Genomic DNA, 22,703 nt, shown 5'->3' with positions numbered 1-22,703 from the left:
ATGACTGAACTGAATAAACTTGGCCTGGCTGAGGCCCGTGACCTTCTGCGCAAGGGTGAGACGACATCGGTTGAACTGACCGAGGCCTGCATTGCCGCTGCTGACTCTGCCGACGCGCTGAACGCCTTTGTCCACAAAACACCCGAGATCGCGCTGGACCGTGCCAAGGCTGCGGATGAGCGCCTGAAAGCAGGCGACGCGCCGGCCATGTGCGGCCTGCCAATTGGCATCAAGGACGTGTTCTGCACCGAAGGTGTCAACAGCCAGGCAGGGTCCAATATCCTCAAAGGGTTCATGCCGCAGTATGAATCGACCGTAACCCAAAACCTGCGCGATGCAGGCGCGGTCATGCTGGGCAAGCTGAACATGGATGAATTCGCCATGGGTTCGTCAAACGAGACCTCGTGTTATGGTCCCGCGGTAAACCCGTGGAAACGCGACGGAGACGACAGCCTGCTGACACCGGGCGGCTCCTCTGGTGGTTCTTCGGCGGCTGTGGCGGCGGACCTCTGTCTGGCGGCAACCGGCACCGACACAGGCGGCTCGATCCGTCAGCCTGCAGCCTTTACCGGCACCGTTGGCATCAAGCCCACCTATGGCCGCTGCTCGCGCTGGGGTGTGGTGGCTTTTGCCTCCTCTCTGGATCAAGCGGGACCGATGACCAAAACCGTGCGCGACGCTGCGATCATGCTGGGCGCCATGGCCGGTCACGACCCCAAAGACAGCACTTCGGCGGATCTGGCTGTCCCGGATTTCGAGGCGCTGCTGACCGGGGACATCCGGGGCAAGAAAATCGGCCTGCCCAAGGAATACCGCGTTGATGGAATGCCTGCTTCCATTGAAAAACTGTGGAACGAAGGCGCCGACAAGCTCAAAGCTGCCGGTGCGGAGATCGTTGATATCTCCCTGCCGCACACCAAATACGCGCTGCCAGCTTACTATGTGATTGCTCCGGCAGAAGCTTCGTCAAACCTCGCCCGGTATGACGGTGTGCGCTATGGCCAGCGTGCCACGCTGGATGCGGGGGATGGCATCACCGAGATGTACGAAAAGACCCGCGCCGCAGGTTTTGGCCCTGAAACACAGCGCCGGATTATGGTTGGAACTTATGTGCTGTCGGCCGGTTTCTATGACGCCTATTACAACCGCGCCCGCCGCGTGCGCACCCTGATCAAAAAGGACTTCGAGGACGCCTTTGCGGCTGGCATCGACGCGATTCTCGCGCCGGTCACACCGTCTGCGGCCTTTGGCCTGGGGGAAATGGCCTCGGCTGACCCGGTGGAAATGTACCTCCAGGACGTCTTCTCGGTCACGCTGAACCTCGCTGGCCTGCCCGGTGTGGCAGTACCTGCGGGTCTCAACAGCCAAGGCCTGCCGCTTGGGCTGCAGCTCATCGGGAAGCCATGGGAAGAAGGGGACCTGCTGAACACCGCTTACGCGCTGGAACAGGCCACCGGATTTGTGGCCAAACCGTCCAAGTGGTGGTAAAACACCAAAAAAGCTGAGCAGAACCAACAGAGCCTTCCAACCACAGGTCCCTCCCATGCGTGCAATTGCCTTCCCGCTTGTCGTCACTTCGATCCTTGCCCTCGCGGCTTGCGAACCGACGGTGCCTGACAGCGGGGCAGGGGTGATTGATCCCTTTGCGCGCCCGGCACCGGGGGAGACCATTACAGGGGAGCCTTTGGTGCCTCCCGCCCGCATTTCGACCGAGCCGCTGCCATCAGCAGCAGGGCGCCCGGCGCAATCTGTTGGAGACTTTGGCTCCAGCACTTCGGCGCCAACCCCTTATGTGCCGCCCAATCAGCGCAGTACAACAACGACAACCTCGGCCTCCAGCGACGATATTGCCCGGGAAGCGGCGGCTGCGCTGGGTGCAGTGCGCAGCAATTCTGGCGTTGCCCCGGTTGAGGCAAGCCCATCCAATCCGGCGCCGCAGTTGATCGACAATCCCGGTATCTCGGACGAGAACGACTTTGGCGCGGTGGCCTCGCGTCAGTCGATCGAAAGTGACGCGGAGCGTTTGAAACGCAATCGCGCACAATTTGAACAAGTTGCCCCGACCACTTTGCCGCAACGCGATGGCAACAGCGATCCCAATATTGTGCGCTTTGCCCTCAGCACGTCGCACCCGGTTGGTACACGTGTGTACAGCCGCGCAGGTATAAATCTTCAGGCACGCTCCCAGCGTAATTGCGCGCAGTTCCGTTCTGGTGATGAGGCCCAAACGGAATTCCTACGTCAGGGCGGCCCACAGCGCGACCGCAAATCCCTTGATCCGGATGGAGATGGTTATGCCTGCGGTTGGGATCCAAGCCCTTTCCGGCAGGCCGTCGGCAACCGCTGATCCAGTGGCGACTCTTGTCCCCATCCAGCATCCAAGCCCGAATTTCGGGCCACGGCGCGAGGGGCTGAAACCGCATTTGATTGTCATCCATTACACGGCCATGACCAGCGCAGACGCCGCTCTGAAGCGTCTGTGTGATCCCGTATTCGAGGTCTCTGCCCATTACCTCATCAGCCGCACAGGAACCCTGTGGCAGCTTGTCGACGAAGAGATGCGGGCCTGGCATGCCGGCGCGGGGGAATGGGCCGGGCAAGGAGACATCAATTCTCGCTCCATTGGGATTGAATTGGATAACAGCGGCGACCACCCGTTTCCTGAACCACAGATGCACCAGCTGGAGACGCTTCTGGCAGGGATCCAAAGTCGCTGGTCCATTCCTGCCAGCGGTATTATCGGTCACTCTGATATGGCACCAGGACGCAAGTCTGACCCTGGTCCCAAATTTGACTGGCCGCGGCTTGCGCGTCAGCAGATGGCCTCCCTCTCTGGTGGGGGGACCACCCAAAAGCCGGACTGGACCAGCTTTCGTGCTGCCGCGCAACAGGCGGGATTTACCGCACCTTGTGACGATCAAACTCTTTTGGCAGCCGTGCGTCTGCGCCATCGCCCTTATGCCAGCGGCCCTCTGACAGGTGCGGACTTCACGGCTCTGCCAATCGTGTAACAGCTTTCATCTTTTTAAAAATACTTTGGGGTGAATGCGTGCAGCGCACGCAGAGGGGCAAAGCCCCAACGACCCCTGATCCGCATTGACCCCACTTGAAATTGCGCGTAGTCCAGCCCTCGCACAGAAGGCCGGACGGCCGCGTTGCAGCAATGCGCGAGGAAAGTCCGGGCTCCACAAGGCAACGGTGCCGGGTAACGCCCGGGCGGGGTGACCCGACGGAAAGCGCCACAGAAAACAGACCGCCCTGCATGTCAGGGTAAGGATGAAACGGTGGGGTAAGAGCCCACCGCGCTTGTGGTAACACAGGCGGCACGGCAAGCCCCACCAGGAGCAATGCCAAATAGGGTCCCCGCGCGGGCAGGTCGGGCAACCGATACCGACGCTAGGTATGCTTTGACCGAGAGGGACCGGGTTGGCAGCTAGAGGCGTCTGGCAACAGGCGCCGCAGATGAATGGCCGTCCAGGGGCGTTTTGCGCCCCGGACAGAACCCGGCTTACAGGCCTTCTGTGCTTTATTCCGCTCGATCAGAGCCCCGGCAGGGCCATGTGGGAGATGTGGCCATAACAATGCCCTGTCCGGGGCCCGAATCTGACGCGAAGTGTGCATACCATTCCCACAATTCCTTCAAACATTTGGATAAAGAATGCGCCCCATACTTTTGCTCTTTGCAGCTTTTCTAACAGGCTGTACCCAAACATATGCGCCCACACAAAAGGCGCCACAATCACTGTCCAGCGCTAGTAAACTGCATACCCCGCTGTCAAACCGCAGTTGGCTGTTCTACAAAATTTCGGCACCCGCTCTGCAAGATCGGCAAAAGGTGGTGGAAGTAGAAATTCTTTACCGCGAAAATTACACGCGGAGCGTCAAAAGCCCGGCGGTACCGGTTTTGGCCGAACATCTGGCAGCCTTTCGTGCAGCGCGACAGACTGGTACCGGAATGGAACAGGCAATTGTCGACATGGCCAGCCGCATTGCGCGCCTGACCCGCTGCTCAGAAGGGCAAATTGAGTTGGCGCGACCAACCACACGCTATCGAGTGCCACCAGAGCATTTTGCAGATGTGCTGGGGTCTGATGCCAATGTCTTCAAGGACATAAAAGGCAAGAGCACGCCTATTCCGGTTCCGCCAATTAAGGCGCACTCGGCCGGTGGAACCGTGCGTTTGGTGTGTGACTTCACCAAATCCGAAGTGGCCAAAGCGGCAGTTCGGCCCAATGTGTCCCCCGCTGATCTTAAAGCCTTGGTGGCAGGGCGGACCCATCGCAGTTACAGTACAGCCCATGGCACTCAGATTGAGTATCTGTCTGCCGATGGCACAGCTTACCTGTGGTACCCAGGGAATACGCGCGCCGTTGTTGGCAACTGGCAGGTCGAAGCCAATGATGCCAATCCCAAAGAAGGCGTCATATGCTTTGTCTATCATAACGCATATAACCCGGTTTTGGGCACCAGCGGTAAGAGGCATTGTCTGAGGGCCACGACTTTTACTAGGCAACATCCTGAGTCCCGAATTGGTGATGTCTTTCACCTTTCCTCCGGACAACTTCCATATGTGATGCCGAAGCGAAATTTGTCTTTTGAGGCCTTGGCGCGCATGCAAAAACAATAGCCTGTGCATATGTGTTGGGTTTGTGGATGAAACGGTGGAAATTACGCCTTACCCCTATTGACTCCGCGCCCGCTTCCCTTAAAAGCGCACGCTCATATGGAATTTACCGAGAGGCCCCTGCCTTTTCGGACGCAGGAGAAGCACCATGGCGAAGCCGACGACCATTAAGATCCGCCTGAACTCGACCGCGGGCACGGGCCACTTCTACGTGACCAAGAAAAACGCACGCACCATGACCGAAAAAATGGTTGTGCGTAAGTACGACCCGGTTGTGCGTAAGCATGTCGAGTACAAAGAAGGCAAAATCAAATAAGCCTTCTGATCCGGTCAGGATTAAATAGAAAAGGGTCGTGCCTCTGGCGCGGCCCTTTTTACATGCGTAGCCATACTGAAGTTCAGTGATGCCTAAAATGCACTTCATTAATACATCGCAAACGCAAGGGAATAGCAGCTAGTTTCAGGCATGCTTTCGCCAGCTGTGCAGATTTCTCGGCCTTCGGGCGACGGAAATTGGGCGCAGCAACGTGGAGTAGATGTTATGAGACGATTGACTGTTTTTCTTGTTCTGGTTGCCGCCGTGATGGTGGCAGAGGCCTCGTTGATCCGACATCCGCGTGCGACCTCTGTGGTGCCTGCGGCCTTGCAACCAACCTCTGTCACCGTTCGCCCCTTGCTGGGGGAGGGCGCTGCTAAAGTTGTAGCTCTGCCTGGATAAGGCTGGGCGTGAGCCCCATGGCCTGCATCAGCCTGGCAGAGGCCGTATTAAACGGCGCATAGGTCGTCACCAGTGTTGTGGCACCTGAAGCTGCTGCCGCGTGCTTTACGGCCGTGACAAGCGCCTTTGCGATCCCCATTCGGCGCATCGCACCTGCAACCGCAATATGATGGAGCATGACACGCGTACCACCCAGCGTGACCGGCAGTTTGGGGCGCGCCTGCACCTCATATATCGTGTACCCCAACAGGGCTCCCGTGGGGCTTTCTGCGACCAACGCGTGTACGGTGTCCTCGGCCAGCCAGCTCTCTAGCCAAGCTTGTAGATCGGCTTCATTTGGATTGGCTGGGTGACGTTCAGGTTGATGTTCTACATGCAGTTGGTGCAATTCCTTTAACAACGGCACCAACCGAGCTGCATGTTCTGCGGGAAGCTGTGTGATCTTCATTCGTATTTCAAAAGCGGTGCTTCTGCTCCTTGGAGTTCTTTGTTCAAACAAAAGAAAAGGGCGGGTCCAACTGGCCCGCCCCTCGCTGATCCGAATTTTATGGTCGCTTATTCGCGGCTACCAAACAGCTGGAGCAGGAACATGAACATGTTGATGAAGTCCAAATAGAGGCTCAGCGCGCCCATGATGGCCGCTTTGCCCAGCCACTCCTGATCGCTGGAATGCGCCATCTGCAGGTAAGTGTTCTTGATGTTCTGAGTGTCATATGCGGTGAGGCCCGCAAAAATCAGTACGCCGATTGCAGAGATTGCGAACTGCAGACCGGAAGACTGCAGGAAGATGTTGACGATAGATGCAACCACCAGACCAATCACACCCATGATCAGGAAGGTGCCCATTGCAGAGAGGTCTTTCTTGGTCGTGTAACCCACCAGTGACAGGCCAGCAAAAGCGATCGAGGTGATCAGGAAGACCTGAATGATAGACGCACCGGTAAAGACGAGGAAGATCCAGGAGATCGACAGGCCCATCACGGCTGCAAAGACATAAAATACCAGCTGTGCAGAGGCGGCTGACAGGCGGTTGATGCCTGCGCTGAAGCCAAACACAAAGGCCAGCGGGGCAAACATGATCACCCATTTCAGGGGAGATGCAAAAATTGCATAGCCCAGGCTGGTCAGGTACGTGTCCGCGTTCAACTGCGCCGCGGCAGCCGAAGGATCGCTGGTTACGGCCAGATTGGAGATCGCCCATGCCGCAGCAAAGGTGATCAGCATGCCAATCGACATGGTGCCGTAAACTTTGTTCATGTGGGCGCGCAGGCCCTCGTCGATCTCAGCCGCGCGTGTGCCCGCGGCGGACCGGATGTGGTCAAATTGTGCCATGTTCAATGGTCTCCGTCGCATAAAAATTCTACTACGCGGGGTCCCGCGCAGCGTTACGACAGATATTGGGTGAACAGGGCCAAGGTTCAAGTGTTTTCCGCAGGTCTGCGGCATCAAAACACTCAAAAGATATGCAAGTTTGCGCAACGGCTCACAAAAGCCGGGGTGACCTTTGATGTCACCCCTTGGAGCGCACTTCTTTTTCAGTCACTTAGCGGCAGGGCAGGTCCCAGATCGGGCGCGCCGCTTCGGCCAGGGCTTCTGTCCGGCTTATCCCGATATCGGCCAGCTCTGCATCGCTCATGCGGGCCAACTGGGCGCGCTGACGGCGCAGGGCCGCAAGTTCTCCAAAAATCGCAAAGATGGAACGCCGGGCAGGGCGCAAAGATTGAGCAGTCGACAAATAAGCCATGGTTAACTCCTGATTTAAGATTTGATGAATTTCGTCCTTTCATCAATTTGCTTGATACATATGGCAAAACATGACAGATTTTAAAAACGAATGTTTTTGATGGTTTTCATCAGGGGGCGTGATGGTTCGGAATTTAGATATCACTACACTTCGGTCTTTTGTCGCTGTTGCGGACAATGGTGGTGTGACACGGGCGGCGGGGTATTTGCATCTCACGCAATCTGCGGTTTCGATGCAGTTGAAACGTCTTGAGGAGCTGTTGGATCTGCAGCTTCTGGACCGCAGCGGGCGCACCATTGCCTTGACGTCGGCCGGGGAGCAGATGCTTGCCTATGCCCGGCGTATGGTTGCTCTGAATGACGAGGTCATGGCCCGGCTGACGGATCAGGCGTTCGAAGGAGAAGTGGCATTTGGTGTGCCCCATGATGTGGTTCACCCGGTCATACCGCGGGTGCTGAAATTGTTTAATGCCAGCTATCCCCGGGTGCGTGTGAATCTGGCCACTTCAAACACCCGCCATCTAAAAGAAGAATTCGCCAAAGGTGCGTATGATCTGATCCTGACAACAGAGAGTGGCGCGCGCGAAGGGGCTGAGACCATCCACGACATGCCTTTGCGTTGGGTGGGAGCTCCGGGCGGTACAACTTGGCGCCAACAGCCTTTGCAGCTTGGGTTCAGCCGAAACTGTATTTTTCGCGGTGTTGCAGTCAAAGCGTTGGACGAGGCCGGGATTCCCTGGGAAATGGCACTCGACAGTGAATCTGATCGTACGGTCGAAGCAACAATCAGCGCCGACCTTGCGGTGGGGGTTCTGCTTGAGGGAATGCAACCGGATCATCAGGAGTTGGTTGATTCAAATGGGGCGCTGCCAACCTTGCCCATCCAGCACATAAATCTTTATGGCGCGGACAAGGTTCGTGCTCCCTATGTGGGTGAACTGGCCAAGCTGGTTCGCCAGGGATTCGGCGATATGCGCCCGGCCTCTTTGCGGCTGGCAGCCGGGTAATTCAGAGATCAGGGGGCTTCGGCCCCCTCCATCGTGATGACAACTTTACCTGTGGATTTCCGGCTGCGTAACAGTTCAAGCGCCTCTTCAACCTGTGCCAACGGAAGCTGGTGGCTGACATGCGGGCGCAACGTGCCGTCCGCAAACCAGTCAAACAGCTTACCCAGGCAGCCTTGCACCACGGTCGGGTGGGATTTGAGGAGCCCCCCAAAGTAAAGACCAATTACGGTGAGATTCTTGACCAGCAGGTGGTTCGCAGGGATCTGAGGCACATCCCCGCCCGCAAACCCTATGGGCAACAGGCGGCCTCCGGGATTGGTGGACCGGAACGCGGCGTTCCATACGTCTCCGCCGATGGTTTCGTAAACCACATCTGCTCCGCCGAGCTCCTTGACCGCGGTCCGTAGATCTTCGGAGGCATCAACCAGAATATCCGCACCCGCGGCCTTGGCCACTTGCAACTTTTCTTCTCCGCGCGCATGCGCAATTACGCGCGCGCCCATTCGCTTGCCAATTTCTACTGCAGTTAAACCAACGCCTCCGGCCGCACCGGTTACCAATAAGGTTTCTCTCGGTTGCAAACGCGCACAATGGTCAAGGGCGAGTAAACTTGTTCCATAAGCGATTTGAAATCCGGCAGCCTCAGCGAAACGCATTGCATCCGGAAGTTGAACGGCTCGCTTCGCATCAAACACACCAAATTCTGCCAGACCGCCTTGCCCGCCGAATACCGCCACCCGCATGCCAACCTTAAAATCGGTGACGTTTTTGCCAACCGCGTCCACCCATCCGGCAATTTCCAACCCGGGGACAAACGGAAGGGGAGGCGTGTCCTGATAAGTACCCTTAATCATAAGGAGATCTGCGAAGTTTAATCCGCATGCCGCAATCTTTACGCCGATTTGTCCTGGTCCTGGCTTTGGTGCTTCCAGTGTGGTCAAATTCACTGTGTTTGGCGCTGTGACTTGATAGGCATGCATCATTATTCGTCCTAGGGTTGCGTTGATGTCGCACGGAAAGTGATTCGTAAAAAGGTTATCAGACCATCTACCTTTTTGCGCTGCGGCAAACCGTAATCTGCTTGTCATACTTAAATAGCGCTACGAGATATCGAAAAAATTCCCATGCAAAATCATTATCTTGTTGTGCTCACCCGGCATGGGGAGCCATCCAAGCTTGAATTCAACCGTAAAGAGCGTAAACTCTGCCGCGTGGTATGCTCAGATTAGGGAATATGGGGAATTCCTAGTCGACGGCGTTAGTTCGGGTGTGGGTCCGAGGTGGCGAGCTTCGGCTGTGATCTGAGCTTCTGCGGTGGAAAACGACTAGGAGAAACCCATGGCTCACCCTGTGGATGTACATGTAGGAAAGCGAATCCGTCATCGCCGATGGCTTATTGGCATGACGCAACAACAATTGGCCGAGAAGGTCGGCATTAAGTTTCAACAAATTCAAAAATATGAAACTGGCGCAAACCGCGTCAGCGCATCTCGACTTTGGGATATTTCCGATGCGCTGGACGTGCAAGTCAGCTTCTTCTTTGAAGGTCTTCAAGATGATCAGCAAGCCTCCGGTGGTGGTTTGGTTCCTGACGATCTGATGACAGACAAAGAAGCGCTGGACCTTGTCCGTTCGTATTATGCAATTCCTGAAAATCAGCGCCGTCGCTTGTTTGAGCTGGCGCGGGTTCTCAGCGACGTTGCTTAATTCGCGCTAATTACTGCACCCCCGATTAATTCACTTACACTTCGGGGATAAGACACTTGAAAATTGGGCGGTTCGGTGGCACCCGTTGGTGCATGACCCGAGCCGCCCTTTCTGATCTTGAGATTGCGCACAAACTGGCCGATGTGGCCCGTGCTGCAATCCTTCCATCCTTTCGCAACCTTGGCGAAGAAGCTGAAAACAAGCTGGACACTGGCTTTGATCCAGTCACTGCGGCTGATCGTGCTGCGGAACAGGCAATGCGTGCTGTTCTGGCAGAGTTTCGTCCCCAAGACGCTATACTTGGCGAAGAATTTCCAAATGTTGACGGCACATCAGGGCGCACCTGGGTTCTGGACCCGATCGACGGCACCCGAGGGTTTATCAGCGGTACTCCGACTTGGGGTGTGTTGATTGCTCTGTCGGATGCCAACGGGCCGTTTCTGGGAGTGATTGATCAGCCCTACATCGGTGAACGGTTTGTCGGCACGCCGGATCTTGCTGAGATGAGTGGCCCCTTTGGTATACGTGGGCTGAAAACGAAACCCACCCAGGATCTGGCACAGTCCATCCTGTTCACGACATTTCCAGAAGTCGGTACAGTGGATGAACGCGCGGCGTTTGAACGCGTTTCTGAACAGGTGAAACTGACCCGTTATGGCATGGATTGCTACGCCTATGCTCTGTTGGCGGCAGGGCAGGTGGATCTGGTGATCGAAGCTGGCCTGAACGCCTATGACATTCAGGCACCCATCGCGGTCATACAGGCGGCAGGCGGTGTTGTGACGGACTGGGAGGGCAATCCGGTGCATGACGGAGGTCGCGCTTTGGCGGCGGCTTCACCTGAACTGCATGCCGCAGCGCTGAAGCTCTTGCAAAAGGCTTGAGCCGGGCAGCCGTTGCGCTACGATATCACTGATCTGAGTCCTTTGCCCGTCTTCTGTCGGATCGTCATCACACTTCTTTACCGAAGCGGGCGTTGCAAAGGAGTGTAGCTATGCGCAATGCAGCGCCATCTGAAATTCTATTGAAGAACGCTGATGTGGTTGTCACGATGGATGACAATCGCCGCATTCTGCGATCAGCAGATATCCTGATCGAAAACGGTGCGATTGCGGCCATAGGGCAGGGGTTGTCGAGTTCTGGAACCGTTGTTTCAGCCCAGGGCTGTGTTGTGACGCCTGGTTTGGTCAACACCCACCACCACCTCTATCAGAACCTGACCCGTGCGGTGCCTGGCGCACAGGATGCGCTGCTCTTTGGCTGGCTGCAGCGACTGTACCCGATCTGGTCACGCCTCACGGCCGAGGATATGTTTCTGTCCACCCAACTGGGGCTTGTGGAACTGGCGCTGTCTGGCTGTACACTGTCTTCGGACCACCTTTATCTGTATCCCAACGGCGCGCGTCTGGATGACACCATCGCCGCCGCTCGGGAGGTTGGCCTTCGGTTTCAGCCCACACGCGGCGCTATGAGTATTGGCGAAAGCGATGGAGGTCTGCCTCCTGATGCATTGGTGGAACGCGAAGACGCGATTCTGGAGGATATGATCCGGGTTGTGGATGCCTTCCATGATCCGAGTGAAGCCTCGATGGTCCGTGTCGGCCTTGCGCCTTGTTCTCCGTTTTCCGTCAGCCGTGATTTGATGCGGGATACCGCCCTTCTGGCGCGTGACAAAGGTGTGATGCTGCACACCCATCTGGCTGAAAACGAAGAGGATATTGCCTATTCCCTCGCCAATTTTGGTTGTCGCCCCGGTCAGTACGCCGAAGATCTGGGCTGGACCGGCAGTGATGTCTGGCACGCTCATTGTGTCAAACTCGACGGACAAGAGATTGATCTTTTTGCCCGAACCCGCACCGGTGTGGCCCATTGCCCCTGTTCGAACTGCCGCCTTGGCTCTGGTATTGCTCCTGTACGCGCGATGCGCGATGCCGGGGTTAACGTGGGATTGGGCGTCGATGGATCGGCCAGCAATGATATGGCGAGTCTGATCGGCGAAGCCCGTCAGGCCATGCTGTTGCAGCGGGTCCAGAATGGTGCCGACGCGATGAGCGCCTATGAGGCGCTGGAACTCGCGACCCGCGGCGGAGCTGATGTTTTGGGGCGGCCAGAATGTGGCCGCATCATGCCAGGAAAACGTGCGGATCTGGCCGTCTGGGACACTAAGACTGTTTCAGCCAGCGGGAGCTGGGATCCCGCAGCCCTGGTCCTTGCGGGGGCTGCCACGGTCAAACACCTGTTTGTCGAGGGGCGACAGATTGTCGATGACGGGCAGATCACAACCCTCAATCTTGACGATCTGGTGGCGCGCCATTCCACCCGTGCAGAAGAACTGGCGAGGCTTAGCGGCTAAGTCAGCGGCTTCGTTCTGCGCAAATCAGGATGCCAGATCTAAAGCAGCGGTCCTATATTGGCTGCCCTGCGACATAGACCTGTGCAATGGCACGATCGTCACCCATCATGATGGTTGCAAAGACGGCCTCCCAAAGATCCTCGGCGCGGGTGCTGCGCTGCGCAATCGCTGGCGTGGAGGCGAGATCCAGCACCACAATATCAGCCTCCATACCCGGTGCGATATTGCCGATCTTCTCTTCCATCCGCAAAGCACGGGCCGAGCCTTGTGTCGCCAGCCACAGCAGTTCCGCGGCATGAAGGGGACGCCCGCGCAGTTGCCCGATCTCATAGGCAGCAGCCATCGTGCGTAACATGGAAAAGCTGGAACCGCCGCCTGTATCCGTGGCCAGTCCAATGCGCTGCCCTTCGGCCATCAACCCGCCCATGTCAAACAGGCCAGATCCGATAAAGGTGTTCGATGTCGGGCAATGCACCAGTGCCGCGCCAAACTCTCGCAGCCGATGGCGTTCGCGATCTTCGAGGTGGATTGCATGGCCGTAAATCCCTTTTGCGCCCAAAAGGCCAAACATTTCATAGGTATCCAGGTAATCGCGCGCATTGGGGAAGAGCGATTTCACCCAATCGATTTCATCCGTCTGCTCGCTGAGATGTGTCTGCATCAGACACTCCGGATGCGCGCGCCACAGGGCGCCTATCGCCTCGAGCTGTTCAGGTGTGGAGGTTGGAGAAAAACGCGGCGTGATTGCATATTCCAGCCTGCCGACCCCATGCCAGCGCTCGATCAGCGCGTTGCTTTGATCATAGGCGCTTTGGGCTGTGTCACGCAAACCCTCGGGGGCATTGCGGTCCATGCAGGTCTTGCCTGCCACCGCGCGCAGTCCGCGTGACTGTGCGGCGGTAAAGAACGCATCAACGCTTTCGGGATGGATTGTACAAAAGCTGCAAACTGTGGTGGTGCCATGCGCAAGTGTCAAATCCAGATAGCGCCCGGCGATGTCATCGGCATAGGCACGATCCGCGAATTTCATTTCCTCTGGAAAGGTATAACTGTTGAGCCAGTCTATCAGGCGCTTGCCCCAGCTGGCGATCATCGCGGTCTGCGGATAATGGACATGGGCGTCAACAAAACCAGCCATGACCAGATCGTTGCCGTGATCCTTGACCACCGCTTCCGGAGCCTGCGCCTTCAGGAAATCCAGATTGCCTACTTCCGCAACATGGCCATCGCGCAGCAGGACCGCCTCATGCAGTTGCGCGGCATCAGAAGGTTCATCCCTGTCAAAGGGTGAGGCCGTAAATGACAGCACCTGACCCTTTATGATAAATTCTTTGCTCATCGCCATATGACCTTTCCTTGCCAAAGCGCGGTCCACAGGATACCTCCGACACTGTTGCTGGTAAATCGTGGTATTGCCATTGTTTTCCGGTAACTGCTTCTTCTATCCTCTACCAAAGACAAGCGGGGGCAGCGCGAATGAGCAGCAACAAGGAAACAGCCGTTTTCGATGACGTGAGCGAAGAGCCGTTCGAGCTGAGTCGCAAGCTTGTGGCTGGGATCCTCTATGCTGTGGATGCCAAGGATCGCGAAACGCTGATCCAGTTGATGGAGCCGCTTCATGCAGCGGACATTGCTGACCTTCTGGAGCAGATCAACGCCTATGACCGCCGTCGTCTGATCCAGCTATATGATCGCGAATTCGACGGTGAGATCCTGTCGGAACTTGATGAAAGCATCCGCGAAGAGGTTATCTCCCTTCTGCAGCCGCATATTCTGGCGGAAGCGGTTCGGGAATTGGAAAGCGACGATGTCGTCGACCTTCTGGAGGATCTGGAAGAGCCGCAGCAAGAGGCCATTCTTGGCGCGCTTGAGGATTCCGACCGGGTTGCTGTTGAACAGTCGATGGCCTACCCGGAGAACTCCGCTGGCCGGTTGATGCAGCGCGAGGTGGTCATGGCTCCGGACCATTGGACCGTGGGGCAGGTGATCGATCACATGCGCGCCAGTGAGGAGCTGCCGGAGCAATTCTATCACGTGGTGGTGGTGAACCCGCGTATGCATCCGGTGGGCAATGTGACCCTGGGACGGATCATGGCCACCCGCCGTGACGTACCGCTGATGGATCTGACCGAAGAAACCTTTGAAATCTTCCGCGCCGATATGGATGAGGAAGACGTGGCTTATGCCTTTAACCAATACCACCTGATTTCTGGTCCTGTGGTGGATCAAGAGGGGCGTCTTGTCGGGATGATCACCATCGACGACGCCATGGTTGTTCTGGATGAGGAACACGAAGAGGACATCCTGCGTCTGGCCGGTGTGGGTGAGGAAAGCTCCCTTTCGGACAAAGTGGTTGAAACCACGCGACGACGTTTTCCGTGGTTGGCGGTCAACCTGGTGACGGCGGTTCTGGCATCCATGGTCATCGCCCAGTTTGAGGAAACCATCGCCGGTTTTGTCGCTTTGGCCGTTTTGATGCCAATTGTTGCCTCTATGGGCGGAAATGCGGGCACCCAGTCTCTGACCGTGGCTGTGCGCGCACTAGCCACCCGCGACCTCACGGGCTCTAACGTCTGGCGGGTTATCCGGCGGGAGGCTCTGGTCGGGCTTGTAAACGGGGTGATATTTGCGGCCGTAATGGCGGTTGTCGGCATCATCTGGTTCAACTCTCCAGCTTTGGGAGGTGTGATCGCCGTCGCAATGGTCATCAATCTGGTCGTCGCCGGCCTTGCCGGAACCGTGATCCCGATCATATTGGAACGGCTCAATGTTGATCCGGCCTTGGCCTCCGGGGCCTTCGTGACCACGGTGACCGATGTGGTTGGTTTCTTTGCCTTCCTGGGCCTCGCTGCACTAGTGCTGATTTAGGAGAGTGGGATGACATACGCTTCTGAAGATCTGAGAGCGCAGAAAACCGCTGCACGCAATTCTGCGTTTGCCCGCCGCAAGGCTGCGCATCAGAACCACCGTCCCGGGGTTGCAGGGCATCTGTCGGAAGTGCTGGCAGGGTATCGCGGTGTCCCCTTGGCTGGTTATATGCCAATCCGGACTGAGATCAGCCCCTTGGCGGCCATGGCTGAAGCCGCCGCGCATGGCCCTGTTGGTGTGCCGGTTATTACCGGGGAGGGGCAGCCCCTGAAGTTCAGCCGCTGGGAGCCTGAAGGTGAGATGCGCGATGGCCCCTTTGGGGCGCAGATCCCGATGGTAGATGATTTTTTCGAACCGGAAATCCTGATCGTACCTCTGGTGGCCTTCGATCTGAAGGGGGGGCGTCTGGGGTATGGGGGAGGCTTTTATGACCGAACGCTGGAGGCCCTGCGCGCCAAGCGCCCGACACTCGCCATCGGCTTTGCCTATGGGGCGCAGGAAGCAGCCGATCTTCCCCTTGAAGGGACAGATCAGCCGCTGGATATGATCGTGACGGAAGCGGCGATCCATGATTTTGCCCGCAACAGCCCGGTTTGGTGCGAAAAACTCCCTTAAAGCCAAAGCCAGCCCTTGCCGCCTGCCGCCTCTCTCCGTAGGGAAGGGGAATGCGTATTTTGTTTCTAGGCGATGTGATGGGCCGCGCGGGGCGCAAGGCCGTCATCGAGGGGCTTCCCAAGCTGCGGGAAGACTGGAAATTGGATTTTGTCATTGTGAACGGCGAAAACGCCTCCAATGGCATGGGGCTGAATGGTGAGCACGCCAAGGCGCTTTTGGCGGCTGGGGTGGATTGCCTGACGCTTGGAGATCATGCCTTTGACCAAAAGGACATGTTGCAGTTCATCGAAAGTGAAAGCCGTATCATCCGGCCCCTGAATTTTGCCAAAGGAGCGCCAGGGCGCGGGCATCGCCTGTTTACGGCTCCAGGAGGGCGTAAGATTCTGGTTCTGCAGGCGCTGGGGCAGGTCTTTATGAAGCGGGCCTTTGATGACCCTTTTGGGGCGGTGGAGAGCGTGCTGAAGTCACACCCCCGCGGCGGTCTGGCTCAGGCGATTGTTGTTGACATGCACTGTGAGGCCACGTCGGAAAAAATGGCGATGGGACATTTCTGCAATGGCAAGGCCTCGCTTGTGGTGGGCACCCACACCCATGTGCCCACAGGTGACGCGCAGATCATGTCAAACGGCACGGCCTATATGACGGATGCTGGTATGTGCGGCGATTATAACTCTGTGATTGGGATGGAAAAGGGCGAACCCATGCGCCGGTTCCTGACAGGCATGCCAAAGGGGAGATTTTCTCCAGCCGAAGGGGAGGCGACCCTGTCTGGTGTCTATATTGAAACTGACGATCGCACAGGTGCAGCCACCAAGGTTCGGATGGTTCGCCAAGGCGGGCTTTTGCAAAGCGCAGGTGCACAGGATTAAGCCATCGCCATGACCGTCAGAAACAGGGGGGCGCTCCCGCCCGTGTCGGACCATTCACAGAATGATCCTCCCCCGTTGGGCCGAGCGCCGCGCTGGTGCGCGGCGCGGCAGCACACGCCTGTAGCGCCTTGCCGCAGCCGTGGAAAACCATTCGCCCATTCTGTGCGGAACCGCTTGCTCTGGACGGCCGGATCCGTCACTGTTCTGGACGGCCTATATGATACCTATGCTCAGCCCAGCGGCGTCGCTGGGCCACAAGATGTTCAACTATTTGGGCGATGTGACGCGACATGACTTTCCTTCAGTTTGGTGCCTCGGGTGATGCGATAATCGCGCTGGCGATTGTGCTGATCATGTTCATTGGGTTCCTGCGTGAGATCTACCCGACGGAGGTTGTCGCGCTGCTTGGCGTATCGCTGATGCTCTTGACCGGCGTGCTGCCCTATGAGGCCGGGATAGCGGTGCTGGCGAACCCGGCCCCCTGGACCATTGCCGCGATGTTTATCCTCATGGGGGCATTGGTGCGCACCGGTGCCCTTGAAGCCTTTACACAAGTGGCGCGCAGGAAGGCAGAAGTCAGCCCCAAGATGGCGATTGCTATGTTGATGGGGTTTGTGGTTGCGGCTTCGGCCGTGGTCTCCAACACCCCTGTTGTTGTGGTGATGATCCCGGTCTTCATCCAGATCGCGCGTACGCTTAATGTTTCGGCTTCCAAACTGCTGATCCCCCTGTCTTATGCGGCGATCCTTGGGGGGACGTTGACGTTGATCGGCACTTCCACCAACCTTTTGGTTGATGGTGTGGCCCGTGCGCAGGGCCTGGAGCCGTTCTCGATCTTTGAGGTGACCCCGCTGGGCATCGTCCTTGTGGCCTGGGGCATGATCTACCTGCGCTTTGTTGCTCCCCGGCTGTTGCCTGATCGTGACAGTATGGCGATGCTGCTGAGCGACCGGTCAAAGATGAAGTTCTTTACCGAGGCGGTGATCCCGCCTGACAGTAACCTTGTCGGGCGTGAGGTGACGGGGGTTCAGCTTTTCAAACGCCAAGGCGTGCGCCTGATCGATGTTGTGCGTGGTGATGTCTCATTGCGCCGCAACCTCAAAGGGGTGGAGCTGCAGGTGGGCGACCGGGTGGTTCTGCGCACCCAGATGACCGAGCTTTTGAGCCTGCAACGCAACAAAGAGCTGAAACGGGTGGATCAGGTGTCCGCAGTCGAAACCACCACGGTGGAAGTCCTGATTACACCCGGCTGTCGCATGGTTGGGCGTTCCCTTGGGGCGCTGCGCCTGCGTCGTCGCTATGGTGTTTATGTGCTGGCAGTTCACCGGAAGAACCAGAACATCGGTGTGCAGATTGATGATCTGGTGGTGCGAGTGGGGGATACGCTGTTGTTGGAAGGCGCGGCTTCCGATATTCAGCGCCTTGCGGCCGATATGGATATGGCCGAGGTCTCGCAACCTTCGCAGCGGGCTTACCGGCGCAGCCATGCTCCGATTGCAGTGATTTCTTTGTTTGCCATTGTCCTTCTGGCGGCCTTTGGCGTTGCGCCGATCCTGATGTTGGCGGTGCTGACTGTGGCCGCGGTGCTGGCAACCCGCTGCATCGACGCGGATGAGGCGTTCTCTTTTGTCGACGGGCGGCTCTTGGCACTGATTTTTTCAATGCTGGCCATCGGAGCGGCGCTGGATCATTCGGGGGCGGTCAGCCTGATAGCAAATGCCATCGCGCCGGGGCTTTCGATGCTCCCACCTTTCCTTGTTGTCTGGGCAGTTTATCTGTTGACCTCGGTCCTGACCGAACTTGTGTCCAACAACGCGGTGGCTGTGGTGGTGACACCCATTGCAGTTGGATTGGCGCAGGCGATGGGGCTGGACCCGCGTCCCCTGGTGATTGCAGTGATGGTTGCGGCGTCCGCCTCGTTTGCAACGCCTATCGGGTATCAAACCAATATGCTGGTTTATGGCCCGGGTGGTTACCGTTTCTCGGATTTCCTGCGCGTTGGTATCCCTCTGAATTTCAGCGTCGGGCTGCTGGCATCGCTGCTGATCCCATTTATCTGGCCGCTTTAAGCAAAAAACCAAATTAAATTCCCCGTAAAAACACAGTGAACGTCTGGAATACCTGCCCCTGAAATTGCACATTTTCGTCCTATATGAGGGTCAAGTGTGTGTTGAGTGGGAAAACGAATATGAAATCGATACCGTCTTTTGTCGCTTTGGTTATCAGCGGCGGGTTGGCAATTGCGTTTGCATCGCTTCTGTTCTGATCTACAGGTTTGAACGCAAGGTGCAGAGCGTGATTGTGACGCAAAGATGTTTGGATTGTGTCTGATCCAATCGTTCCGCCACCTGGGGAGGTTTGCGGACTTAGATCACATTGGCCAGAATACTAAATTGGCCAGAATACCAAAATTGCGGGGATGGTGACTGTCACCACCAGGATCTCTAGCGGCAGGCCGATACGCCAGTAATCGCCAAAGCGATAACCACCGGGGCCCAACACCAGCGTATTGTTCTTGTGTCCGATTGGGGTCAGGAAAGCGGCAGAAGCCGCAACCGCAACAGCCATCAGGAACGGATCGGCAGACACGCCCAGTGAATTTGCCATCTGAATACCAACCGGCGCTGCCACAATGGCCGTGGCCGTATTGTTGAGAACATCCGACAGCGTCATCGTCACGACCATCAACACCGCAAGGATTCCCCAGGCCGGCAGGCCATCGGTCAGCGTGATCAGGCCCTGGGCCAGAATCTCGGTCCCGCCAGACGTCTCCAAAGCCGCACCCAGCGGGATCATTGACCCCAAGAGAACCACAACCGGCCACTCCACATGGTCATAAAGCTGGCCAATCGGCAGGATACCCGTCAGAACATAGGCCACCATAACCAGCCCAAGAGCGACCGGCAGATAGACGACACCAAGCGAAGCCGCCAATACCGCCGCGCCAAACAGGCCTATGGCCAGCCAAGTCTTATCGTTTGCGGTCACATCCAACCCGCGGTTGGCCAGGGGCAGGCAACCCAACCACTCTATCACGTCCCGTGCCTGTCCACGTGGGCACAGCAACAGCAAAATGTCTCCGGCCGCAATCTCGCTCTGGCGGATGTGGCCCCTGATCCGTTTGCCCTGACGGGAAACTCCCATCAGAACCGTGCTTTGACGCCAGGCCAAGCCCACGGACTGAGCTGTACGTCCGGTGATGCGCGCGTCTTCCGTTACCACCACCTCCACCAACTCCAGACCTTCGCCTGCCGCGTCCAGTTTTTCTTGCCGCGCGGCATCCGAAAAATCGAGCGCAAGGGCGGAGCGGAACTCGTCCAATGCCTCGGGTGAGGCTTCAAGCACCAGCGTATCCCCGTCCTGAAGCACTGCCCCAGCCGCCCGGCCATACCGCCGCTTGCCCTGGCGGATCAGACCCAGGATGGCCACATCTGCCTGTTCCGCCTCAGGATAAAGCGTGCCCAGTCGCTTTCCAATCAATGCTGAACCTTCGGGGACCGTGAGCTCGGCCATATAGGGTGCAATATGGGTCGCATCGCTTTCGCCGTTCTCGCGCTGGGGAATCAAACGCCACCCGACCAGCGCCACAAACATCAGGCCCACTATAGCCGCGATGCCCCCCACGGGCGCAAAGTCAAACATGTGAAACGGCGTGCCCAGCTGTTCCTCGCGAATGCTGGCGATGATGATATTGGGCGGCGTCCCGATCAAGGTAACCATACCGCCCAGAATGGTCGCAAAGGACAGCGGCATCAGTGACAGACCTGGTCCACGACCTGCTTTGCGCGCGGTCTGAATGTCCACCGGCATCAACAAGGCCAGCGCCGCCACGTTGTTCATAAATGCCGACAGAACCGCGCCGACACCGCCCATGATCCCGATATGCGCGCCCAGACTGCGGCTGGCATCCACCAGACTGCGGGTTATCAGATAGACCGCGCCGGACCGCACCAGCCCGGCCGAGACGATCAGAACCAACGCCACCACCAGCGTCGCCGGATGGCCAAAACCCGCAAAGGCATCCTTGGTGGGAACCAGTCCCAGCACCACCGCCACCATCAGCGCTCCAAAGGCGACCAGGTCGTAGCGGTAACGCCCCCACAGCAGCAAGCCAAAGACAACGCCAAAAAGGCCGAACAACAGGTATTGATCAAAGCTCATGGCGTCACCTTACGCATGCCAAACGGGGGGGCAAGGGGACAAACTCGGTGTTGTCACCATCGAACTGGGGCAGGGCGGCTTGAAACACCCGGCCAAGGGCGGCTATATGAACGCCAATTCGGATAAATCTGACTATCAACGCAAGGATGCACCATGGCAGGCCACTCCAAATGGGCAAACATCCAGCACCGCAAAGGTCGCCAGGATGCCGCACGTTCCAAACTCTTCTCCAAACTGGCCAAAGAGATCACCGTCGCCGCCAAGATGGGCGACCCGGACCCTGACAAAAACCCGCGCCTGCGTCTGGCCGTCAAAGAAGCCAAAAGCCAGTCGGTGCCCAAGGATGTGATCGAACGCGCCATTAAAAAGGCCGTTGGCGGAGATGCGGAAAACTATGACGAGATCCGCTATGAAGGGTACGGCCCCAATGGCGTTGCCGTCATCGTGGAAACCATGACCGACAACAAGAACCGCACAGCATCGGTTGTGCGCTCCACCTTCACCAAAAACGGCGGCAACCTGGGTGAAACCGGCTCGGTGGGCTTTATGTTCGACCGCAAGGGTGAGGTCACATACCCCGCTTCTGTAGGGGATGCCGACACTGTGATGATGGCGGCCATCGAAGCGGGTGCCGAAGATGTCGAAAGCTCTGACGAAGGGCACATCATCTATTGTGCGGATACGGACCTGAACGAGGTGTCCAACGCACTGGAAGCTGAGCTTGGCGAATCTGAATCCACCAAGCTGATCTGGAAGCCGACCACCACAACCGAGCTGGGTCTGGAAGACATGCAAAAGCTGATGAAGCTGGTGGACGCTCTGGAGGACGACGATGACGTCCAGCGGGTCACCACCAACTTTGAAGCCTCTGATGAGGTAATGGAACAGCTGTAAGCCGTTTCCGTAGATTCGAATTCCTTGAAAGGCCTGCGTTTTTACGTGGGTCTTTTTTGTTGCAGACGGGCCGCCGACCGGGCTTGGCGCGTTCCACATTGTTCAATACCGCCGCAGGGCCTGTTTCAGCCGCAAATCCGACGAAAGGAAACGGGCCTCTCCAATCCGGCGGTGCGGTCAGCTGAAAATCACTTCGGGCGCGATGACCTGACTGATCAGCCCGCCCGTGTTCACCGAGCTATAGATCGACCTGGGCGGACGAGCCGCGCCGTCCACACTGCGGCATACCCATTTTCTTTCTTCCATTGATTTCAACGATTGAGACAGCGCCCGATCTGTAATTGTCGGCAGGTGGCGTTTGATCTGGGTGAAATGGCTGGGGTGATGGAGCGAGGTCAGAACCGGTAATGTCCATGATCGGCGAAGCAGGGGCCAATCTTGCGCAGGGGAGACTTCGTATATTTTATTGGCGACGGCTGCCACTGTCCGCCCCAGCTCCGTCAGCCGAAATTCTGGCCGCAGCGGATGGCCGTAACCGGGGTTGCGTTCGATCAAGCCCAGCTCGATCAAATGTTCCATGCTTTGGGCAAAGGCCGTCCTGCCTGCGCCCGTCGCAGCCAAAAGAGGTGCCTGCCGCCCGGCGACACCTGAATGGAGGCTCGACAATATGGGCATGGCCCAAGCCTTCGAGGTGATGTTGACAAAGGTCGTTATGTCCATAAAGTATAGTTAGTATATTTTTAAAAAATAGGGAAGACCATGTCACTTGTTTCTGTAGATCAGACCATCACCATCGCGCTGTCCGTCAAAAATCGTCACGAAAGCGCGGCATGGTATGACGCCATGCTTGGATTTGAGCTGATGTACCACGCCGATGACGCAGGCTGGTCCGAGGTTCGGACAAACACGCCCGGTGTCACCATCGGTCTTGGAGAACACACCAAACCAGCCCCCGGCAATTGCGTGCCAGTTTTTGGGATCGCCGATCTGGATTCTGCCCGGGAGAAGCTGGAGCAGGCCAAAGTCAAATTTGATGGCGAAACGGATGTCGTTGAGGGCATGGTCAAAACCGCAACTTTTTACGATCCCGATGGCAATGCGCTGATGCTTGCGCAGGATTTGTCCGGAGCGAGCGCCTAAAGCA

23 protein-coding genes and 1 other RNA gene are annotated in these 22,703 nt (G+C 57.3%); 17 read left to right on the top strand and 7 right to left on the bottom strand.

What is annotated here, in order from left to right; genetic code table 11:
- The 7 genes from gatA to ACXAEW_RS18370 all read left to right on the top strand — a co-directional run bounded on the left by gatA (position 1) and on the right by ACXAEW_RS18370 (position 5,342).
- Entirely contained in the window at positions 1-1,488 is a 1,488-nt protein-coding gene (gene gatA / locus ACXAEW_RS18400; RefSeq protein ID WP_474942719.1) for an Asp-tRNA(Asn)/Glu-tRNA(Gln) amidotransferase subunit GatA, read from the top strand.
- 55 nt (positions 1,489-1,543) lie between these two features.
- Positions 1,544-2,347 (top strand): excalibur calcium-binding domain-containing protein, encoded by an 804-nt coding sequence (locus ACXAEW_RS18395; RefSeq protein ID WP_474942718.1) that lies wholly within the window; start codon positions 1,544-1,546, stop codon positions 2,345-2,347.
- Entirely contained in the window at positions 2,295-3,011 is a 717-nt protein-coding gene (locus tag ACXAEW_RS18390) for an N-acetylmuramoyl-L-alanine amidase (RefSeq protein WP_474942717.1), read from the top strand. Before ACXAEW_RS18395 ends, ACXAEW_RS18390 begins: the two co-directional genes overlap by 53 nt.
- Positions 3,012-3,134: 123 nt before the next feature.
- An RNA gene (gene rnpB / locus ACXAEW_RS18385) (RNase P RNA component class A) lies at positions 3,135-3,527 on the top strand.
- Positions 3,528-3,838: 311 nt separating this feature from the next.
- Positions 3,839-4,627: a hypothetical protein gene (locus tag ACXAEW_RS18380; protein WP_474942716.1), complete on the top strand. Its 789-nt coding sequence runs from the start codon at positions 3,839-3,841 to the stop codon at positions 4,625-4,627.
- A gap of 145 nt (positions 4,628-4,772) precedes the next feature.
- Positions 4,773-4,940 (top strand): 50S ribosomal protein L33, encoded by a 168-nt coding sequence (rpmG, locus tag ACXAEW_RS18375; RefSeq protein ID WP_007814563.1) that lies wholly within the window; start codon positions 4,773-4,775, stop codon positions 4,938-4,940.
- Between the two features lie 225 nt (positions 4,941-5,165).
- Positions 5,166-5,342, top strand: a complete 177-nt coding sequence (locus tag ACXAEW_RS18370) for a hypothetical protein (protein WP_474942715.1) — start codon at positions 5,166-5,168, stop codon at positions 5,340-5,342.
- Here ACXAEW_RS18370 and ACXAEW_RS18365 read toward each other — a convergent pair.
- The 3 genes from ACXAEW_RS18365 to ACXAEW_RS18355 form a co-directional block, all read right to left on the bottom strand.
- Complete coding sequence (locus tag ACXAEW_RS18365) at positions 5,317-5,790, bottom strand: N-acetyltransferase family protein (protein ID WP_474942714.1); 474 nt, start codon at positions 5,788-5,790, stop codon at positions 5,317-5,319. The genes ACXAEW_RS18370 and ACXAEW_RS18365 overlap by 26 nt on opposite strands.
- 107 nt (positions 5,791-5,897) lie before the next feature.
- The gene (locus ACXAEW_RS18360; protein ID WP_474942713.1) at positions 5,898-6,674 is read right to left on the bottom strand and encodes a Bax inhibitor-1/YccA family protein; all 777 of its coding nucleotides are present in this window, start codon (positions 6,672-6,674) and stop codon (positions 5,898-5,900) included.
- 211 nt (positions 6,675-6,885) lie between these two features.
- Entirely contained in the window at positions 6,886-7,086 is a 201-nt protein-coding gene (locus ACXAEW_RS18355; protein ID WP_474942712.1) for a DUF1127 domain-containing protein, read from the bottom strand.
- Between the two features lie 121 nt (positions 7,087-7,207).
- Between ACXAEW_RS18355 and ACXAEW_RS18350 the strand changes: the two genes are divergently transcribed.
- Positions 7,208-8,092, top strand: coding sequence for a LysR family transcriptional regulator (locus tag ACXAEW_RS18350; protein ID WP_474942711.1), 885 nt, complete (start codon positions 7,208-7,210; stop codon positions 8,090-8,092).
- Positions 8,093-8,100: 8 nt separating this feature from the next.
- Here the strand turns inward: ACXAEW_RS18350 and ACXAEW_RS18345 are convergent, their stop codons facing one another.
- A complete protein-coding gene (locus ACXAEW_RS18345; RefSeq protein ID WP_474943068.1) occupies positions 8,101-9,072 on the bottom strand; it encodes an NADPH:quinone oxidoreductase family protein in 972 nt (323 codons plus the stop codon).
- Positions 9,073-9,430: 358 nt separating this feature from the next.
- On the opposite strand from ACXAEW_RS18345, the gene ACXAEW_RS18340 reads away from it, so the two are divergent.
- The 3 genes from ACXAEW_RS18340 (at position 9,431) to ACXAEW_RS18330 (ending at position 12,152) form a co-directional block, all read left to right on the top strand.
- Positions 9,431-9,799 (top strand): helix-turn-helix domain-containing protein, encoded by a 369-nt coding sequence (locus ACXAEW_RS18340; protein WP_474942710.1) that lies wholly within the window; start codon positions 9,431-9,433, stop codon positions 9,797-9,799.
- Between the two features lie 92 nt (positions 9,800-9,891).
- Positions 9,892-10,683, top strand: coding sequence for a histidinol-phosphatase (gene hisN, locus ACXAEW_RS18335; protein WP_474942709.1), 792 nt, complete (start codon positions 9,892-9,894; stop codon positions 10,681-10,683).
- Between the two features lie 110 nt (positions 10,684-10,793).
- On the top strand, positions 10,794-12,152 hold the full coding sequence (locus tag ACXAEW_RS18330; protein WP_474942708.1) for an 8-oxoguanine deaminase: 1,359 nt from the start codon (positions 10,794-10,796) through the stop codon (positions 12,150-12,152).
- 52 nt (positions 12,153-12,204) lie between these two features.
- On the opposite strand, the gene guaD is transcribed toward ACXAEW_RS18330, so the two are convergent.
- Positions 12,205-13,491, bottom strand: a complete 1,287-nt coding sequence (gene guaD / locus ACXAEW_RS18325; protein WP_474943067.1) for a guanine deaminase — start codon at positions 13,489-13,491, stop codon at positions 12,205-12,207.
- A gap of 137 nt (positions 13,492-13,628) precedes the next feature.
- Between guaD and mgtE the strand changes: the two genes are divergently transcribed.
- From mgtE to ACXAEW_RS18305, 4 genes are all read left to right on the top strand, one after another.
- On the top strand, positions 13,629-15,020 hold the full coding sequence (mgtE, locus tag ACXAEW_RS18320; RefSeq protein ID WP_474942707.1) for a magnesium transporter: 1,392 nt from the start codon (positions 13,629-13,631) through the stop codon (positions 15,018-15,020).
- A gap of 9 nt (positions 15,021-15,029) precedes the next feature.
- Positions 15,030-15,635 (top strand): 5-formyltetrahydrofolate cyclo-ligase, encoded by a 606-nt coding sequence (locus ACXAEW_RS18315; protein ID WP_474942706.1) that lies wholly within the window; start codon positions 15,030-15,032, stop codon positions 15,633-15,635.
- Between the two features lie 50 nt (positions 15,636-15,685).
- Positions 15,686-16,504 carry a TIGR00282 family metallophosphoesterase gene (locus tag ACXAEW_RS18310; protein WP_474942705.1) on the top strand — a complete coding sequence of 273 codons (819 nt, stop codon included), beginning with the start codon at positions 15,686-15,688 and terminating at the stop codon, positions 16,502-16,504.
- 290 nt (positions 16,505-16,794) lie between these two features.
- Positions 16,795-18,573, top strand: coding sequence for an SLC13 family permease (locus ACXAEW_RS18305; RefSeq protein WP_474942704.1), 1,779 nt, complete (start codon positions 16,795-16,797; stop codon positions 18,571-18,573).
- A 319-nt stretch (positions 18,574-18,892) separates the two neighbouring features.
- Here the strand turns inward: ACXAEW_RS18305 and ACXAEW_RS18300 are convergent, their stop codons facing one another.
- A complete protein-coding gene (locus tag ACXAEW_RS18300; RefSeq protein WP_474942703.1) occupies positions 18,893-20,665 on the bottom strand; it encodes an SLC13 family permease in 1,773 nt (590 codons plus the stop codon).
- A 153-nt stretch (positions 20,666-20,818) separates the two neighbouring features.
- Between ACXAEW_RS18300 and ACXAEW_RS18295 the strand changes: the two genes are divergently transcribed.
- Positions 20,819-21,559, top strand: a complete 741-nt coding sequence (locus ACXAEW_RS18295) for a YebC/PmpR family DNA-binding transcriptional regulator (RefSeq protein ID WP_474942702.1) — start codon at positions 20,819-20,821, stop codon at positions 21,557-21,559.
- Between the two features lie 177 nt (positions 21,560-21,736).
- Here the strand turns inward: ACXAEW_RS18295 and ACXAEW_RS18290 are convergent, their stop codons facing one another.
- Positions 21,737-22,279 (bottom strand): winged helix-turn-helix transcriptional regulator, encoded by a 543-nt coding sequence (locus tag ACXAEW_RS18290; protein ID WP_474942701.1) that lies wholly within the window; start codon positions 22,277-22,279, stop codon positions 21,737-21,739.
- Between the two features lie 39 nt (positions 22,280-22,318).
- Between ACXAEW_RS18290 and ACXAEW_RS18285 the strand changes: the two genes are divergently transcribed.
- Positions 22,319-22,699 (top strand): VOC family protein, encoded by a 381-nt coding sequence (locus ACXAEW_RS18285; RefSeq protein WP_474942700.1) that lies wholly within the window; start codon positions 22,319-22,321, stop codon positions 22,697-22,699.
- Positions 22,700-22,703: the final 4 nt, after the last annotated feature.

Source organism: Epibacterium sp. ABZ3_068 (genome assembly GCF_056159265.1).
Note: the sequence above shows the minus strand (reverse complement) of the source record. Positions and strands in the feature narration are given on the sequence as shown.